This is a genomic window from Streptococcus suis (assembly GCF_002960425.1).
In the GTDB taxonomy this organism is placed as follows: Bacteria; Bacillota; Bacilli; order Lactobacillales; family Streptococcaceae; genus Streptococcus; species Streptococcus suis_S.
In genome coordinates this window covers 1-17,194 of sequence record NZ_POIZ01000057.1, presented here as the reverse complement: position 1 = coordinate 17,194, position 17,194 = coordinate 1, and the positions used below count along the sequence as shown (strand labels likewise).

Genomic DNA, 17,194 nt, shown 5'->3' with positions numbered 1-17,194 from the left:
TCTTAGGAAACTATGGTGCTGCAGTTACGACGGTAATTGCTGTACCCATTCTTTATAAAGTATTCAAAGGTTTACATCATCGCAACTAGTTTAGCATAGAAAAAAGCTTGAGGATTGCAATTTTCTCAAGCTTTCTTACTGTGTTATTTAGTGTAATCTTTCAGTATCTCAATGGCGTCAATTTTGACATCTGTTTTAGGTTTGTCACTGCTATCTGTTTCGACTGCAGCGATCTTATCCACAATATCCATTCCCTCGACAACTTGTCCAAAGACGGTATGCTTGCCATCTAGGTTTGGATTTCCTCCATTCTTATAGGCTTCGATGATTTTCCCTGGATAGCTCGAGGACGAGAGTTGGCTAGACATATCGGTTGTATTCTGGTTGATAAAGAACTGACTGCCGTTAGTGCCTGCGCCAGCATTAGCCATAGACAATGAACCGCGTATATTGTAGAGGAAGGCAGAAATTTCATCTTTGAAACCATAGCCGGCGTCGATAGTTGTTCCCTTGCCAGCCCAGATAGATTCACCACCTGTACCATTTCCTAGAGGGTCTCCTCCTTGAATCATGAAGTCCTTGATAACCCTGTGGAAAATAGTCCCATTGTAGTAGCCGTTTTTGGCATGGGTCAGGAAGTTTTCCACAGTCAATGGTGCTTGCTCTGGGAAGAGTTTGATAGTGATGTCGCCTTGGTTTGTCTTGATTTTTACAACGGCCTCGTTTTCAGCAATATCGCTAGATAGCTGAGGGAAACTAGCATCGGGATTGTTGATGGCGTAGGCTAGGTCTTTGGCATACTTACTAGACGCAGTTGTGTCCGTGGTGGTTGCTAAGGTCGAGCTGGAGCTATATGAGCTTGATTGTTCAGTGCTGGTAGTGGAATTGCTTGCACAGGCTGTTAATAAAATTGTAGATGCTAGAGCAAAAAATAGTCGTTTTTTCATGGAAAATCCTTTCTGGGAAACGTAAAATTATGCTCATTTTACCATGATTTCATACAATTTTCAATTTTCTGCTGAAGTGACAAAATTTCTATAGATTTTTGTGGATAATTTGATATACTATTAGTAAAAAAAGGAGCAGTTAAGTATGGAAGATTTGGTCAATAGTTCAGGTTTGTTTATGTTGTTTTTCTACGCTCTTGCGACACTCATACTAGGAACCGTTTGTTTTCAGATATTCAAAAATACGACGGAGTGGCTTCGTAATAATCAGTCACCAAGAGAAAGGTGTACTGCCAAGCTTGTTGCCAAACGGACCCATGTCTTTGGTAATGAAATGGCACGGACCAATTATTATGTGACTTTCGAATGGGAAGGCAAACGGCAAGAGTTTCGTGTTCGCTCGGATGAATTTGCCCTCTTGGCTGAGGGCGACAGGGGAACCCTACATTTTCAGGGGACCCGATTCCTAGGCTTTAATCGGAGCTAGGGTTCCTTTTCTGTTTGAAATCCACAAAATAGTGTATAATAGCAGGAGTTTATCAGTCAAAAATCTTGGTCGATCAAACCAGTCAGGCTGATAGAAATACCCTTGGAGAAAGTTGAACATGTCACTAGAAAAACGTATTGAAGAAATGTATAAGGACCACGAGGTCAAGCCCTATATCTCCCCAGAACGCGACCTAGCGACCTGGCTCTTAGAAGCCAAGCCAGTGCCCAAACGCAATATGGTTCGTCTGGAAGAAGGCATTTTGCCAGGTGATATTATTTTGCTATGGCGGATTAGCCTAGGTTCTTTTGAAACGACGACGCCCTACTCCAAGTACTTTGAGTACATGTATGGTATCAACGGTCCTGCTCACATGGAGCAGTTGATCGTAGACGGTTATGCCTATGTGGAATCAGCCTTTGATTCCCTAGACCATATCACCTCGACTGCTAAGAAAAATATCCTCAAAGCAGAGGGTGTGACAGGACTGTCCAAGATGAAGGCGGCAGACCTTGACACTGCCCTCAAGGACAATTTGACGGAAGAAAAACTGGCTCCTTACTTTAACGTCAGAGGTTATGCCTTGACGGAAAAAGGCAGAGCTGCTCTCGATAATCACCCAGAAGTACTTGCAAAACACCCAATGAAGAAGATGTACAAATAAAATAGAAAAGATTTTTGAACGGCACCTAAAAGTTAGAACAATTCTAGCTTTTTGGGTGTTTTTATTTGCTAATAAGTCTATTTCCCTTGACAGAAAACGCTATCAATGATATTCTAGTATAAATTATTGAAACGTTTCAAAAGAAAGGGGTAAACCATGGAAGAGCAAAAATCAATCACCATGAAAGACGTTGCGCGGGTTGCTGGTGTAAGCGTTGGGACTGTATCAAGAGTTATCAACAATGAGCCAGGTATTAAGGAAAGCACGCTTGAAAAAGTCAATGCAGCCATCAAGGAATTGAATTACATTCCAGATGTTTATGCTCGTGGCATGAAGAAGAACAAGACCGAAACCATTGCCTTGATTATTCCGACAGTTTGGCATCCTTTTTTTGGAGAATTTGCCTATCATGTTGAAGTGGAACTGAGCAAGAAAAATTACAAGTTGCTCCTTTGCAATATTTCTGGTCCAAAAAGGGAACTGGATTATCTGACTATGCTGCAACAAAATAAGGTGGACGGCATTATCGCCATCACCTATAGCCCGATTGACGATTATCTATCGTCCAATATCCCCTTTGTCAGTATCGATCGCACTTATGAAAACAAGGCTATTCCCTGTGTCAGCTCGAACAACCAAGCTGGTGCGGAGCTAGCAGCGGACATCTTGATTGAAAAAGGTGGTAGCCATTTTGCCTTTATTGGTGGGCACAATAAAACCATCAACGAAACCAAGAAGCGAAGAATCTATTTTGAAAAACGGATAGTAGAAGCTGGTTTTCCTTGTCAAGTCTTGGATTTGGAAGAACCCTATGATGATTTTGTCGGGGCAGTCGAGAAATTTTTGATTGCCAACCCGCAAATTGATGCCATTTTTACCATCAATGACTTTGTGGCTCTCGACACCCTCTCTATTTTGGAAAAACTGGGACGACGGGTTCCAGAAGATGTGCAGGTAATCGGCTATGACGGTATTCAGTTGGCAAGTGAACGTTCTTTAGAACTTTCCACCATTCGTCAGCCATTGGAGGCTATGGCCCAAGAAGCAGTTGCCTGTTTAGTCGATATTATTGAGAAAAGGGAGCGTCCTCTCCAAGTCACATTACCAATTTCTTACCTAGAAGGAAAAACGACAAAAAATTGAAAATAGTGGTTTGACCTCGACCTTCTATGTAGAAGGTAAGCGGGCAATTAAATAACATTGTCCCCCCTAAAATATTCTTTCACTCCAAGAGAAGTCCTGTGAATGCAGGGCTTTTTCTGATATGAAAAATATTCTCAATTATGATAAAATAAAGAGATTGAGAAAGTTGAGGATTTTATGGCAAAAACTAGTAAAAAAGGAAAGGCGACCCGCAGGCCGACCAAGGCAGAACAGGCCCAGCAAGATAAGGTAAAAAACATCACTTTAAGGGTGGTGGGCATTTTATTTATCCTCTTTGCGGCCATTCGTTTAGGCGCATTCGGGGTAACCAGTTACAATCTACTTCGCTTACTGTTCGGCAGTGTGACCTACTTGGTCTTGGCAGGCGCACTTATTTTCCTCTTCGCACCGACTCGGATACGCAGTCGAAAGAGGACAATTTTAGGCTTTTGGCTAATGACGATTGGCTTACTGATTGAATTTCAAGCGTTTTTGGATTTGGGCTATAAAGGAACGGATCTCTTCAACCAGACCTTCAAACTCATCTTGACCGATTTATCTAAGTTTCAGGTGACTAATTTTGCAGGAGGAGGCTTGTTGGGCAGTATCTTTTATTGGCCAGTGTCCATTCTCTTCGCCAATGCAGGTGCCTTTTTCATCGGATTCTTGGTGCTGACCTTTGGTATTTTTCAGCTAGGTCCATGGTCTGTCTATGATGTGGCAGATGGCTTGACGCTTGCTAAGGATAAGTTGGCTGAGGGTCAGGCAAAGCGGGCAGAGCTTCGCGAGGTCAAGCGGGCTGAACGAGAAGAAAAACGCCAGCAAGAATTAGCTCGCCTTGAGGAAGAACGCTTGCGCTTAGAGGATGCAGAAGAAGCTCAAATTCTGGACTTGTCAGATAGAAAAATTGACCTCGAAACTGGGGAAATTCTAGAAGAAGAAGCCCCTCACGTTCCGATTATCTCTGGATATGACAATCAAGTGGAAGATGAATTCCCAGTCATGTTGGTAGAGGATGAGGAAGAGATTAACTCTCAGAACCAACCTATTGTTGACGAGGAAGGGCAGGATATTCAAATTGACTTTAAACCCAAGAAAAATCTGGTCTACAAACTGCCGTCCATTGACCTATTTGCGCCGGTCAAGTCAAAAGGACAAGGAAATGAGAAGAAAATAGTCCGTCAAAATATCAAGGTTTTGGAAGATACCTTTGCTAGCTTTGGCATAAAAGTTGTGGTGGAACGAGCAGAAATCGGTCCATCTGTAACCCGGTATGAGCTAAAACCGGCAGTTGGGGTGCGTGTCAATCGGATTTCCAATCTGGCTGATGACTTGGCTTTGGCACTGGCTGCTAAGGATGTCCGTATTGAAGCACCGATTCCTGGTAAATCTCTGGTTGGTATCGAAGTGCCTAACTCAGAGGTGGCCATGGTACCCTTCCGCGAACTTTGGGAACAATCCAAGACAGATGCCAACAAGCTCTTGGAAATCCCACTTGGAAAGGCAGTCAATGGCTCTGTTCGTTCCTTTGATTTGACCAAAATGCCCCATCTTTTGGTTGCAGGTTCGACAGGTTCAGGTAAGTCTGTCGCAGTTAATGGTATTATCTCTTCCATTTTGATGAAGGCAGGACCTGACCAAGTCAAATTTATGATGATTGATCCGAAGATGGTGGAATTGTCTGTCTACAATGATATTCCTCATCTGCTCATTCCAGTTGTGACCAATCCACGCAAGGCCGCTCGTGCTCTGCAAAAAGTTGTGGATGAGATGGAAAAACGCTATGAGCTCTTTAGCCAACTTGGGGTGCGAAACTTAGAAGGCTACAATGCCAAGGTAGAAGAATATAACAGTCGTTCAGATGAAAAGCAGATTCCATTGCCATTGATTGTTGTCATTGTTGATGAGTTGGCAGACCTGATGATGGTGGCCAGCAAGGAAGTGGAAGATGCCATTATTCGATTGGGGCAAAAAGCTCGTGCAGCTGGGATTCACATGATTCTGGCGACCCAACGTCCATCTGTTGATGTTATCTCTGGACTTATCAAGGCCAATGTGCCGTCTCGAGTTGCCTTTGCGGTGGCGTCTGGCACCGATTCACGGACTATCTTGGGAGAAAATGGTGCGGAGAAATTGTTGGGTCGTGGAGACATGCTCTTCCATCCAATTGGAGAATCTGCCCCTGTTCGTCTACAAGGCTCCTTTATTTCTGACGATGATGTTGAGCGCATTGTCAGCTTTGTCAAGGAGCAAGCCGAGGCAGATTATGACGAAACCTTTGACCCTGGAGAAGTTGCAGAAGGCGATAGCGATACTGGTTTCGGAGATGCGGGTGGCGACCCACTCTTTGAAGAAGCACGGGCCTTGGTTGTAGAAACGCAAAAAGCTAGCGCCTCTATGATTCAACGCCGTCTATCTGTCGGCTTTAACCGAGCAACCAGACTGATGGAAGAATTGGAAGCAGCAGGAGTGATTGGTCCCGCAGAAGGCACCAAACCCAGAAAGGTATTGGAAACACCATAATGAAATTTGAAGCAGTCCACCATATTGCCATTATCGGTAGCAATTATGAGCGAACACGAGAGTTTTATGTCGATAAATTGGGCTTTGAGCAATTAGATGAACACATCAGACCAGAAAAAAATGACATTCTCTTCAATGTCAAAAAAGGAAATATGGTCTTGGAAATCTTCATCAAACCAGATGCGCCACTGCGTCCAGCCATGCCTCATCCTGAACATACAGGGCTACGTCATCTGGCCTTTCAGGTTGCAGATGTGGAGGCTTGCCTAGAAGCATTTGACCGTTTGGACATTCGACATGAAGCCATGCGCACAGATGATTTCGATGGGAAGAAGATGGCCTTCTTCTTTGATCCAGATGGCCTCCCCTTAGAAATTCATGAATAGAAAGAACCCCTTGTTGCTATTTCAGCTACAAGGGGCTTTGTCTTAGGATTTGAGTGTCAATACAGCGATGACCAGCGCCAAATACATAAAGAAGGTTAGGATAAAACTAGCTCTCCAGAAGACCTTGAAAAAGCGTTTATAGGAGAACTCTTTTTTCTTGAAGAGAAAGAAGGCGCAGAGTCCCATAGATAGAAGGGAAAGCGCTAGAAGCAGGTGAGGGAGTAAACTACTATAGTAAACCCTATCCGATATGAGATAAAATTCCAGGGCATAGAGAGGGAAGGCAATATCAGCGAAGTTTCTGCCATATTTTTGCAACCTAAAAAACTTGACCGCAATGATAGAAATTGCCAAGGTCAGAAAGATAAAAAGGACTGCAATAATTTTTGTAAAAAGAATTGATTCAAACATACTTTCATTCTATAAAAAATGTGAAGAAAAGTAAACATAAAGCTTGCATTTCTTTTAAAATCATGTATAATGAAAAGGTATGTGTAAAACACATATTTGTGGGAGGTAAAAATCTGTAATTACCGCCAAAACCACAATAGGAGGATTTTATATCATGGCTAAAAAAGTCGAAAAACTCGTAAAACTTCAAATTCCTGCAGGTAAAGCTACTCCAGCTCCACCAGTCGGACCAGCACTCGGTCAAGCAGGTATCAACATCATGGGATTCACAAAAGAGTTCAACGCTCGTACAGCTGACCAAGCTGGTTTGATCATCCCAGTCGTTATCTCTGTGTATGAAGATAAATCATTCACTTTCGTGACTAAAACACCACCAGCTGCTGTTCTTTTGAAAAAAGCTGCAGGTGTTGAAAAAGGTTCAGGTACACCTAACAAAACGAAAGTTGCTTCAGTAACTCGTGCACAAGTACAAGAAATTGCTGAAACAAAAATGCCAGATTTGAACGCTGCTAGCTTGGAAGCTGCAATGCGTATGATCGAAGGTACTGCTCGTTCTATGGGCTTCACTGTTACTGACTAATTAGTAGCAAACCCAAGACCCGCATATCCTCATCGCTTCGATAGGTGACGTGGGAGATGAAAATCGATATGACCACATTACAAGGAGAATAAAAATGGCTAAAAAAAGCAAAAACTTACGTGCTGCTCTTGAGAAAATCGACAGCACAAAACTTTACAGCGTAGAAGAAGCTGTTGCACTTGCAAAAGAAACTAACTTCGCTAAATTTGATGCGTCAGTTGAAGTTGCTTACAACTTGAACATCGACGTTCGTAAAGCAGACCAACAAATCCGTGGTGCAATGGTATTGCCAAACGGTACTGGTAAAACTGCTCGCGTTCTTGTTTTCGCGCGTGGTGCTAAAGCAGAAGAAGCAAAGGCTGCTGGTGCAGACTTTGTTGGTGAAGATGATTTGGTTGCTAAAATCAACGGTGGTTGGTTGGACTTCGACGTTGTTATCGCAACTCCAGATATGATGGCAGTTGTTGGACGTCTTGGTCGTGTACTTGGTCCACGTAACTTGATGCCAAACCCTAAAACTGGTACAGTAACAATGGATGTTGCTAAAGCAGTTGAAGAGTCTAAAGGTGGTAAAATCACTTACCGTGCTGACAAAGCAGGTATCGTACAAGCTCTTATCGGTAAAGTATCATTTGACGCTGACAAACTTGTTGAAAACTTCAAAGCTTTCAACGAAGTAATGGTTAAAGCAAAACCAGCTACAGCTAAAGGTACTTACATGACTTCAGTTTCAATCACAACAACACAAGGTGTCGGTATCAAGGTTGATCCAAACTCACTTTAATCAATAGAAAGATTGTCTTCGGGCAATCTTTTTTTGGCTATCTTGACATACTTATGAAAATACCTTATACTGATATCAGAAAACAAGGATATAGGAGTTTCTTATGAAAAAAGCCAATCGTGAAGAATTTTACTCCCATTTATCAGCCCTTTATCAGTTGTCACCAGAAACTATTTCCCCTGTTTTGCGTGAGAAAATTGTTGAATTTGCCCAGAAACTTGACCAGTCAGACAATCTCTACTTGTTGGCGGATCAGCTTTCCGTGTATGTGAATAGGGAATTGCTTGAGCAGGCTGGAAAAGCACCAAAAGAGCTGCTTGATTTAGCTACTTATATCCAGGAATTGCAGATCAGCCATAGTTTGTATATGGCCCGTTTGGATAGCTTGTAGGAGGAACTTATGAAAAAAGCCAATCGTGAAGAATTTTACACCCATTTATCTGCCCTTTATCAATTGGCACCAGAAGTTATTTCACCGGTCTTGCGTGAGAAAGTAGTTGAATTTGCGCAGAAGCTCGACCAGTCAGATAATCTTTATTTGTTGGCTGATCAGTTATCGGTATTTGTCAATGCTGAATTGACGGGCTTGACCTGGAGAGCGCCGAAGGAATTGGTAGAATTGGGACGTTATATCCAAGACTTACAAGTGACCTATAGGCGTTATGTACTAGGAATAGATGATTTGGAGGAAAAATAATGACAGAATACACAAAACCACTGGTTTGGAAGTGGGAAGATGAGAATGACAATCGTTCAGGCAACCGCCCAACTGCAGGTAGTCGATTTGAACAGGTATTGCCAAAAGGAGAACAGCCTTTCCAAGTTTATTCCTTGGGAACACCTAATGGCATCAAGGTTGCCATTATGCTGGAGGAACTGAAGGAACTGGGTATTTCAGAAGCTGGCTATGACCTCTTTCTCATCAATATCGGTCAAGGAGACCAGTTTGGATCTGACTTTGTTGGGATAAACCCAAACTCAAAAATTCCAGCTATGGTGGATTACTCTGAGAAGGAACCGGTTCGTGTTTTTGAATCCGCCAATATTTTATTTTACTTAGCAGAAAAATTTGGTGCTTTCTTGCCAAAAGAATGGGCGAAACGTACAGAAGTTCTTAACTGGCTCTTCTGGCAAACTGGTGCCGCTCCCTTTGTTGGAGGTGGTTTTGGGCATTTCTTCCATTACGCTTCGACAGCGCAGGAATATCCTATTAACCGCTACGCCATGGAAACCAAGCGACAGTTGGATTTGTTGGATCAATTATTGGCGACCAGGGAATACATTGCTGGAAATGACTACACTATCGCAGATATAGCCATCTGGTCTTGGTATGGACGGTTGGCGCAAGGTCAGCTCTATCCTGGTTCAGCAGAATTTCTGGATGTAGCCTCTTATCGCCATTTGAATGCCTGGGTGGAGAAAATTGCAGCCCGTCCAGCCGTTCAGAAAGGCCTGGCAGTAAAATATGCTTCTATAGAAGATTAAGAACCCGTATTCACCCTTCAGCACTTCCATTTATGGCCAGATTTTCAGCTACTCAGCCTTTGTTAATATTCCCTAAAAAGCTGCCTTGATTAGCGAAAAACTAGCTCTTGTTTAAAAGTACTTCGCTTGTGAATTCTAGTTCTAAGTAGTAGCCCATCTTTTGTGAGGGGTCTTTTGCTTGCTCATATTTTACAATGGTTTGATAAAAGTTTATAATAGAGGAGTTATACTCAATGAAAATCAAAAACAGACTAGCTCCAAAGGTTTGGGGAACCTTTGGAGGTTGGAGATGGGTGAACGTAGTTCGTTTCTACTTATGCAGATAGAACCCTGTTACTATTTTATTTCAAGGTAACAGGCTGAAAGGCTCCACTGGAGCCTTTCACTCATCAAATCAAGTCAACAACGTCTGATTTTGATTTTCGAAGAGTATTATCTTAAAAGAAAGAAGTTTTATCATGTCTGAACAAACAAAAACGGGCCAATCCCGTGAGCAAGAAACCATGGTGCGAGGCATGGCCTGGTTGACTGCCGGGAATTTTCTCAGTCGTTTGCTGGGTGTTGCCTATGTGATACCTTGGTATATCTGGCTGGGAGAACATCGGGCGGAAGCCAATGCCTTATTTAGCATGGGCTATCAAATTTATGCCAACTTCCTCTTGATTTCTACGGCTGGTTTGCCGACCGCCATTGCCAAACAGGTTGCCAAGTACAATGTACTAGGGAAAGAAGAAGTTTCCCTCTATCTGGTTCGGGAATTCTTTAAGCTCATGTTGGTCTTTGGTGCGGTCTTTGCCGGAGCTATGTTTATCAGTTCCCCTTGGCTAGCTGAAGCGTCAGGTTCCAAAGAAAAACTCATTCCAGTCATGTATAGTCTGGTTCCTCCCTTATTCATCTTTCCAGCTATGAGTATCCTACGAGGTTTTTTCCAGGGACGGCACGATATGAAACCCTACGCTATCAGTCAGTTGGCTGAACAGTTGGTTCGTGTCATTTGGATTCTAGCAGCTACCTTTATTATCATGATGCTGGGCAATGGGAACTATCTAGACGCAGTAGTACAGTCCACCTTTGCTGCCTTTGTAGGTATGCTGGCAAGTGTAGGAATTCTGGTTTATACTCTCTGGAAACAGGGCTATCTGGGAAAATTACTCCATGCCAAGAAGCAGAACATATCGGTTAATACAGGTCAACTCATCAAAGAAACAGTCAAGGATGCTATTCCGATTATTATCTTGAGTTTGACCATCCAGCTGCTCCAATTTATTGACCAAGTTACCTTTATCAATGTCATGGAGAAGATTACCAGTCTTACCAATTCGGAACTCTTGGAACTCTATTCCTTTATGTCTGCCAATCCCAACAAGATTACCATGATGATTATCGGGATTTCTATCAGTCTGGGCAGTGTAGCTATTCCACTCATTACGGAGAAGTTTGTAAAAAAAGATTTGAAGGCAGCTTCCAATTTGGTGGCGGATAACTTGCAGTTACTCTTTATTTTTACCATTCCAGCCATTGTTGGAACGGTCTTGTTGGCTAGACCACTCTACTCAGTCTTCTACGGTCAATCGCAGGATATTGAAATTCAGCTCTTCATTTGGAACCTGGTCATGATTTTACCTCTTGGCCTATATTCTGTTATCAGCGTTGTCATTCAAGCGATTTTTGAAAATCGTCGAGCAGTTATCTATTTTGCGATTGGGATGCTGATAAAAGTGGTCTTGCAGTTGCCGATGATTTATATGTTCCAAGTTTACGGCCCCTTCCTTTCAACCCTGGTCAGTCTTACCGTCATGCTCTATTTATTCTATAAGCGTATTGATGCGGTCTTAGGTGTGGATGAAGGTTTGATTGTGAAAGACATTGTGACAATCAGCTGGATTTCCTTGGTTATGGGTGGCATTGTTTGGCTACTTGAGTTGCTTCTCAATCACTTGCTACCAGCTGGTGGTTATCTATCGAGCTTTGTTCATTTGCTCCTTTCGGGAGGGGTGGGCGTATTCGTTTTTGTCATTTTGACCTTGAAGACACGACAGCTAGATCGTTTGATTGGCAGTCGGGCAGACTTGCTCCGTCGCAAACTAAAATTGGCTTAATAAACTCTAGGAAAATCTGGAATGGATTTTCCTTTTTTCGTGGAGATTTTTCTATAAAAAATTTTGATTTTGTGGTAGAATAGTAGGGATAAAAAAGAGGAGAGAGATGATGAAACCTAAATACCAACGTATTCTAATCAAACTATCTGGCGAGGCCTTGGCTGGTGAACGTGGTGTCGGTATTGACATCCAGACGGTTCAAGCAATGGCTAAGGAAATTCAAGAAGTAGCAGAATCAGGTGTTCAAATTGCCCTTGTTATTGGTGGTGGTAACCTTTGGCGTGGTGAACCTGCTGCTGAGGCTGGTATGGATCGTGTGCAGGCAGACTATACTGGTATGCTTGGTACGGTGATGAATGCTCTTGTAATGGCTGATTCCCTTAAACAACTTGGTGTGGATACGCGTGTGCAGACAGCAATTGCCATGCAGTCTGTGGCTGAGCCATATATTCGTGGTCGTGCCTTACGTCACCTTGAAAAAGGTCGGATTGTCATCTTCGGTGCTGGAATTGGTTCACCATACTTCTCAACAGATACAACAGCGGCTCTTCGTGCTGCAGAAATTGAAGCGGATGCCATCTTGATGGCTAAAAACGGTGTGGATGGTGTCTACAATGCCGATCCGAAGAAAGATGCTAATGCGGTTAAATTTAATGAATTAACCCACCGTGAAGTGATCAGCCGTGGCTTGAAAATCATGGATGCAACGGCTTCAACTCTTTCAATGGACAACGATATTGATTTGGTAGTCTTTAACATGAATGAGCCAGGCAATATCAAGCGTGTTGTATTTGGTGAACAAATCGGCACTACGGTTTCTAACTCTACAGAAGAAAAATAAAAGATAAAAAATAAAGAAGGAAGTCTTATGTCTAAAGAAATTATTGCAAAAGCCCAAGAACGCATGAACCAATCGCATCAGAGTTTGGCACGTGAGTTCAGCCATATCCGTGCTGGTCGTGCCAATGCTAGCTTGTTGGACCGTATCTCAGTAGAATACTACGGTGCGCCAACTCCCTTGAACCAGTTGGCTGGTATTACTGTTCCAGAAGCGCGTGTGCTCTTGATTACACCATTTGACAAGTCAATCTTGAAAGATATTGAGCGTGCCTTGAATGCTTCTGACCTTGGCTTGACACCACAGTCTGACGGTACAGTTATCCGCTTGGTTATTCCTGCATTGACAGAGGAAACGCGTAAGAACTTGGCAAAAGATGTGAAAAAAGTGGGTGAAAATTCTAAAGTTGCTATCCGTAATATCCGTCGTGATGCCATGGATGAGGCTAAAAAAGCTGAGAAAGCCAAGGAAATCACTGAAGATGAATTGAAGACACTTGAAAAAGATATTCAAAAAGTTACTGACGATGCCATCAAGACGATCGATAAGATGACTGCCGATAAGGAAAAAGAATTGTTGGAAGTTTAATCTCTTTCCTTTCATTCCATCAAAAATCATCATTAACATGTCTAACGGAAGTGATGACCAAATAAGAAATCTAATGGGGGGAGTTAGACAAGACTTCCCCCACTTTTTAATCAGAAAGAAGAAAATCATGAATGATTTATTAGCACACTATATGGTTGGTCTTGTGACCGACCAAAATGACCAGTTTTACTTTGTTCAAAAAGAAGGACTGACCTTTGCCCTTTCAAAAGACGAGGGAGAGTTCAAACTTGGTCAATCTGTTAAGGGATTTGCCTATACAGATATGAAACAAAAACTGCGCTTGACCACCAAGGAAGTTGAGGCAACGCGGACCAGCTTTGGTTGGGGTACTGTAACCGAGGTGCGCAAGGACTTGGGTGTCTTTGTGGACACGGGTCTTCCTGATAAGCAGGTGGTGGTTTCCTTAGATATTCTGCCTGAAATCAAGGAACTCTGGCCTAAAAAAGGTGATCAACTCTATGTTAAGTTGGATGTGGATAAGAAAGACCGTATTTGGGCCCTACCAGCTTTTCAAGAAGATTTCCAAAAGATGGCGGGTCCTGCTTATGATAATATGCAGAACCAAACCCTGCGTGCCATCGTTTACCGTCTGAAGATGACAGGGACATTTGTCTATCTACCTGATAACAATATGCTTGGATTTATCCATCCTAGTGAACGATTTGCCGAGCCACGCTTGGGTCAGGTTTTGGAGGCACGTGTGATTGGTTATCGGGCAGTTGACCGAACCTTGAACCTTTCTCTTAAACCACGTTCATTTGAGATGTTGGAAAATGATGCTCAGATGATTTTGACTTATCTGGAGAGCAGTGGGGGCTTTATGACCTTGAACGACAAGTCTGCTCCGGAAGATATCAAGTCCACCTTTGGTATTTCCAAGGGACAATTCAAAAAAGCCCTGGGTGGTTTGATGAAGGCTGGGAAGGTCAAACAAGACGAATTTGGAACGGAGTTGATCTAAAAATGAGAGTATATATTGCAGGAAGTGGTGCCATGGGTTGCCGTTTTGGCTATCAGTTATCAAAGACAAAGCATGAAGTGATTTTGTTGGATAATTGGGATGCCCATATCGAAGCGATTCGTGAAAATGGTCTGAAGGTGACGGGAGATTTTGATGATGTCGTCCAGCTCCCTATTATGAAGCCGACTGAGGCGACGGAAGTTGCTGACTTGATCATCCTCTTAACCAAGGCGGACCAGTTGCCAAAAATGTTGCAGGATATTAAGGGTATCATTGGTGAAAAGACTAAGGTTCTTAGCCTCTTGAATGGGCTGGGGCATGCGACCACCATGCGCCGTTATGTGCCTGATGAGAGTATTATGGTCGGTGTAACGATTTGGTTGGCTGGTCTTAAGGGGCCTGGTCATGCGCATTTGCAGGGTCCTGGTTCTATCTCTGTGCAGAATATGGTTGGTGATGGGCAGTCAGTTGCTGATATGATTGCTATGTTTAATGAGGCTGGTCTAAATGCGACCTATGATGACCACGTTATCAATGCTATTTGGCAAAAGGCCTGTGTCAATGGCACCATGAATCCGACTTGTACAATCTTGAATTGCACCATTGGAGAACTCTTTGGAACAGAGGGCGGGCTAAATTTGGTGCAAGGAATTTTCAAGGAATTCATCGCCGTTGCCAAATCAGAAACCGATGGAATTGATGAAGAGGCTATTTGGAAGTATATCATTGATGCTTCTAAAAAAGCATCTAATCACTATCCATCGATGCATCAGGATTTAGTGCAAAATGGTCGTAAGACTGAAATTGATTACCTGAATGGTGCTGTTGTTTTTAAAGGCAAACGTGCAGGTATTCCAACGCCTTATTGCCAAATGATTACAGAGATGGTTCATGCCAAGGAAGCCATGCTTGGGTTGAGATAGGGGATTTTAGGAGATAAAGGTGAAAAAGAGTATTGTTTGTTGGGTAATTGTTTTATTAACGATGATCCTCCTACCAGTACGTGCAGATGAATTGATGGACATTACGCGAGCTGCTGGCTATGAAGTCAGTGAAGTCAATCGTCCCAAGTCTACCATTGTAATTGATGGAAATACTGGAGATATTCTATGGCAGGATAATGTTGATGAGGTTCGTGATCCTGCAAGTATGAGTAAACTAATGACGCTTTATTTGGTGTATGAAGCGATAGCAAAAGGAGAATTATCGGAAGATAGTATCATTCGTGCAACGGCTACTGATCAAGCTATTGCAAATATCTACGCACTTTCAAACAATAAAATAGTGGCGGATGTGGATTACACCGTTAGAGAATTGATAACGATGACTGCAGTCCCGTCATCCAATGTTACAACCATCATGCTTGCAAATCATTTGTCAAACAATGACCCAGATGCTTTTATCGATAGGATGAATGCTAAGGCGCAAGAATTAGGGATGACCAATACAGTGTGGCACAATGCAAGTGGAGCAGTTGCTGTGGCTTTTGAGGGGTACTATGTTCCAACGCGTTATGACATTCACCAAACAAACCAAACGACTGCGCGTGATTTGGCTATCTTAACCTACCATTTTTTGAAGAATTATCCTGGGATTTTAGAACATACAAAAGATCCAGTTGTTACCGTTAAAGCAGGGACTCCCTATGAGGAAACCTTTAAAACCTATAATTATTCCTTGCCAGGTGCTCAATATGGAATTGATGGGGTTGATGGTTTAAAAACGGGTTCGAGTCCAAGTGCAGGCTTTAACTATATCGCTACGATTAAACGTGGAGAGCAACGCCATATTGCTGTCGTTATGGGGGTGGGAGATTGGTCGGATCAAGATGGAGAATATTACCGTCATCCATTTGGAAATGCCCTGATTGAAAAGTCTTATCAAGATTTTGAATATAAAAAATTACTTTCTGCTGGTAAGCACGAAATCAATGGTCAAGTCATTCAGTTGAGTAATGATTTCTACGGAACTATTCCAAAGGGAACAGAACCTAAATTTTTAATAGAAAACAATACGCTCATCTTAGAAAATGGACTTGAAGGGGTTAGTCCAGTGATAAACAATGCAGTAACAATTGAGAATGCTACATCTGAATCCCACGGTATGCTTCAGGTTTCTGAACATTTTAACCCAGATGCTTTATTTTCTGTTATTTCAAGATTCCTACCAATTCTCCTCATTGGACTGCCTATTGTTCTTGTTATCCTAATCATTGTTGTCGTTGAACGCAATCGTGCTCGTAAAACAAAATTAAGAATGGAAGGGCGTTCACGTAGGAATAGATAGCATTGTTTAGTTAAGGAGATTGTATGAATTATGAAGTAGAAAGCATCGAAGCTTATTTTTCTACTTTACCAGATAAGAGAAAGGAAGCAGTGGAACGCCTTCACCAAGTCATTGTTGAGCAATTGCCAGCTGAATTTGAAGCGGGAGTGTTAGGCGGTATGATTCATTATTATGTTCCCTTGACTGCCTATCCAAATGGTTACCACTTTACACCTGGAGAGCCTTTGCCATTCTTGGCCTTGGCTTCACAAAAGGCCCATATTGCCCTCTATCACATGGGAATCTATATGTATAAGGAACTGAATGACTGGTTTGTAGAGAAGTACCAGGAACAAGTTCCAACCAAATTGGATATGGGCAAGTCCTGCGTTCGCATGAAAAATCCCAAGAATATTCCCTATGAATTGATTGGTGAATTGGTTGGTAAGATGTCTATGGAACGTTACATTGAGCTTTATGAAGAACATCATATTAGAACCAGTATTCACAGTTAAGTATTTCTATCTAAGGCCAGTTTTTCTGCTACTCATCCTTAGTTTTTTTCAAAATACAGTCAGTATTCCTTCAAAAAACTGCCTTGATTAGCAAAAAACTATCTCTTATATACAAGCACTTCACTCGTGAATACAGCTTCTTAGAAAGTAGGAGTTGTGAGAAGAAGTTTTTATTCTTGGTTGATGACCCAGCGTAATCCCAAGAGCAATGAGCCTGTTGCGATTTTAGCTGACTATGCTTTTGAGGAGGTTGATTTTCCAAAACAATCCGATGACTTTGATGAGGTCAGTCGTTTCTTGGAAGAATCGGCTAGCTTTGCCTTTTCCATGTCGGATTTTGATGCCATTTGGGAAGAGTATTTGGGACATTGATGATCTGTAGATAAGAGAGTAGTTGTTCGACAATAACTACTCTTTTTCTATAGAGCTTAAAGACGAACGTTGGTTAGTAGTTCCCTTATAATACTTGATTTTCTCGGGGGGGGGGGGGAAAAAAA

At 42.4% G+C, this 17,194-nt stretch carries 20 protein-coding genes; 18 read left to right on the top strand and 2 right to left on the bottom strand.

All coding sequences use genetic code 11. The features are described 5' to 3' along the window. Window positions 1-143: 143 nt before the first annotated feature. Window positions 144-947, bottom strand: a complete 804-nt coding sequence (locus C1G57_RS08475) for a peptidylprolyl isomerase (protein WP_105114547.1) — start codon at window positions 945-947, stop codon at window positions 144-146. Between the two features lie 145 nt (window positions 948-1,092). On the opposite strand from C1G57_RS08475, the gene C1G57_RS08470 reads away from it, so the two are divergent. The 5 genes from C1G57_RS08470 (at window position 1,093) to C1G57_RS08450 (ending at window position 6,150) form a co-directional block, all read left to right on the top strand. Then, entirely contained in the window at window positions 1,093-1,434 is a 342-nt protein-coding gene (locus tag C1G57_RS08470) for a DUF2500 domain-containing protein (RefSeq protein WP_105114546.1), read from the top strand. A 118-nt stretch (window positions 1,435-1,552) separates the two neighbouring features. Beyond that, the gene (locus C1G57_RS08465; RefSeq protein ID WP_105114545.1) at window positions 1,553-2,098 is read left to right on the top strand and encodes a hypothetical protein; all 546 of its coding nucleotides are present in this window, start codon (window positions 1,553-1,555) and stop codon (window positions 2,096-2,098) included. A gap of 156 nt (window positions 2,099-2,254) precedes the next feature. Further along, window positions 2,255-3,241 (top strand): LacI family DNA-binding transcriptional regulator, encoded by a 987-nt coding sequence (locus C1G57_RS08460; RefSeq protein WP_105114544.1) that lies wholly within the window; start codon window positions 2,255-2,257, stop codon window positions 3,239-3,241. Between the two features lie 177 nt (window positions 3,242-3,418). Then, window positions 3,419-5,764 (top strand): DNA translocase FtsK, encoded by a 2,346-nt coding sequence (locus C1G57_RS08455; protein ID WP_105114543.1) that lies wholly within the window; start codon window positions 3,419-3,421, stop codon window positions 5,762-5,764. Next, window positions 5,764-6,150, top strand: coding sequence for a VOC family protein (locus tag C1G57_RS08450; protein ID WP_105114542.1), 387 nt, complete (start codon window positions 5,764-5,766; stop codon window positions 6,148-6,150). Before C1G57_RS08455 ends, C1G57_RS08450 begins: the two co-directional genes overlap by 1 nt. A gap of 42 nt (window positions 6,151-6,192) precedes the next feature. Here the strand turns inward: C1G57_RS08450 and C1G57_RS08445 are convergent, their stop codons facing one another. After that, on the bottom strand, window positions 6,193-6,561 hold the full coding sequence (locus C1G57_RS08445) for a DUF3397 domain-containing protein (protein ID WP_105114541.1): 369 nt from the start codon (window positions 6,559-6,561) through the stop codon (window positions 6,193-6,195). A gap of 154 nt (window positions 6,562-6,715) precedes the next feature. Here C1G57_RS08445 and rplK point away from each other — a divergent pair, with 154 nt between their 5' ends. The 13 genes from rplK (at window position 6,716) to C1G57_RS08380 (ending at window position 17,069) form a co-directional block, all read left to right on the top strand. Further along, window positions 6,716-7,141 carry a 50S ribosomal protein L11 gene (gene rplK / locus C1G57_RS08440; RefSeq protein ID WP_105114540.1) on the top strand — a complete coding sequence of 142 codons (426 nt, stop codon included), beginning with the start codon at window positions 6,716-6,718 and terminating at the stop codon, window positions 7,139-7,141. 94 nt (window positions 7,142-7,235) lie between these two features. Then, window positions 7,236-7,925 carry a 50S ribosomal protein L1 gene (gene rplA, locus C1G57_RS08435; RefSeq protein WP_105114539.1) on the top strand — a complete coding sequence of 230 codons (690 nt, stop codon included), beginning with the start codon at window positions 7,236-7,238 and terminating at the stop codon, window positions 7,923-7,925. A 103-nt stretch (window positions 7,926-8,028) separates the two neighbouring features. Beyond that, the gene (locus C1G57_RS08430) at window positions 8,029-8,316 is read left to right on the top strand and encodes a bacteriocin immunity protein (RefSeq protein WP_105114538.1); all 288 of its coding nucleotides are present in this window, start codon (window positions 8,029-8,031) and stop codon (window positions 8,314-8,316) included. Window positions 8,317-8,325: 9 nt separating this feature from the next. Beyond that, complete coding sequence (locus C1G57_RS08425) at window positions 8,326-8,622, top strand: hypothetical protein (RefSeq protein ID WP_105114537.1); 297 nt, start codon at window positions 8,326-8,328, stop codon at window positions 8,620-8,622. Continuing rightward, window positions 8,622-9,410, top strand: coding sequence for a glutathione-dependent disulfide-bond oxidoreductase (gene yghU / locus C1G57_RS08420; protein WP_105114536.1), 789 nt, complete (start codon window positions 8,622-8,624; stop codon window positions 9,408-9,410). Before C1G57_RS08425 ends, yghU begins: the two co-directional genes overlap by 1 nt. A 458-nt stretch (window positions 9,411-9,868) precedes the next feature. Beyond that, on the top strand, window positions 9,869-11,509 hold the full coding sequence (locus C1G57_RS08415; protein WP_105114535.1) for a putative polysaccharide biosynthesis protein: 1,641 nt from the start codon (window positions 9,869-9,871) through the stop codon (window positions 11,507-11,509). A gap of 106 nt (window positions 11,510-11,615) precedes the next feature. Beyond that, window positions 11,616-12,350 (top strand): UMP kinase, encoded by a 735-nt coding sequence (gene pyrH / locus C1G57_RS08410; protein WP_172029101.1) that lies wholly within the window; start codon window positions 11,616-11,618, stop codon window positions 12,348-12,350. A gap of 27 nt (window positions 12,351-12,377) precedes the next feature. Next, window positions 12,378-12,935, top strand: coding sequence for a ribosome recycling factor (gene frr / locus C1G57_RS08405; RefSeq protein WP_029187063.1), 558 nt, complete (start codon window positions 12,378-12,380; stop codon window positions 12,933-12,935). A gap of 127 nt (window positions 12,936-13,062) precedes the next feature. Next, entirely contained in the window at window positions 13,063-13,917 is an 855-nt protein-coding gene (gene cvfB, locus C1G57_RS08400; protein ID WP_105114533.1) for an RNA-binding virulence regulatory protein CvfB, read from the top strand. A gap of 2 nt (window positions 13,918-13,919) precedes the next feature. Continuing rightward, entirely contained in the window at window positions 13,920-14,840 is a 921-nt protein-coding gene (locus tag C1G57_RS08395; RefSeq protein WP_105114532.1) for a 2-dehydropantoate 2-reductase, read from the top strand. A gap of 19 nt (window positions 14,841-14,859) precedes the next feature. Then, entirely contained in the window at window positions 14,860-16,203 is a 1,344-nt protein-coding gene (locus C1G57_RS08390; protein ID WP_419579763.1) for a DUF1958 domain-containing protein, read from the top strand. 23 nt (window positions 16,204-16,226) lie between these two features. Then, a complete protein-coding gene (locus C1G57_RS08385; RefSeq protein ID WP_105114530.1) occupies window positions 16,227-16,697 on the top strand; it encodes a DUF1801 domain-containing protein in 471 nt (156 codons plus the stop codon). Window positions 16,698-16,853: 156 nt separating this feature from the next. Then, complete coding sequence (locus C1G57_RS08380; RefSeq protein WP_105114529.1) at window positions 16,854-17,069, top strand: YozE family protein; 216 nt, start codon at window positions 16,854-16,856, stop codon at window positions 17,067-17,069. The last annotated feature ends 125 nt before the right edge of the window (window positions 17,070-17,194 follow it).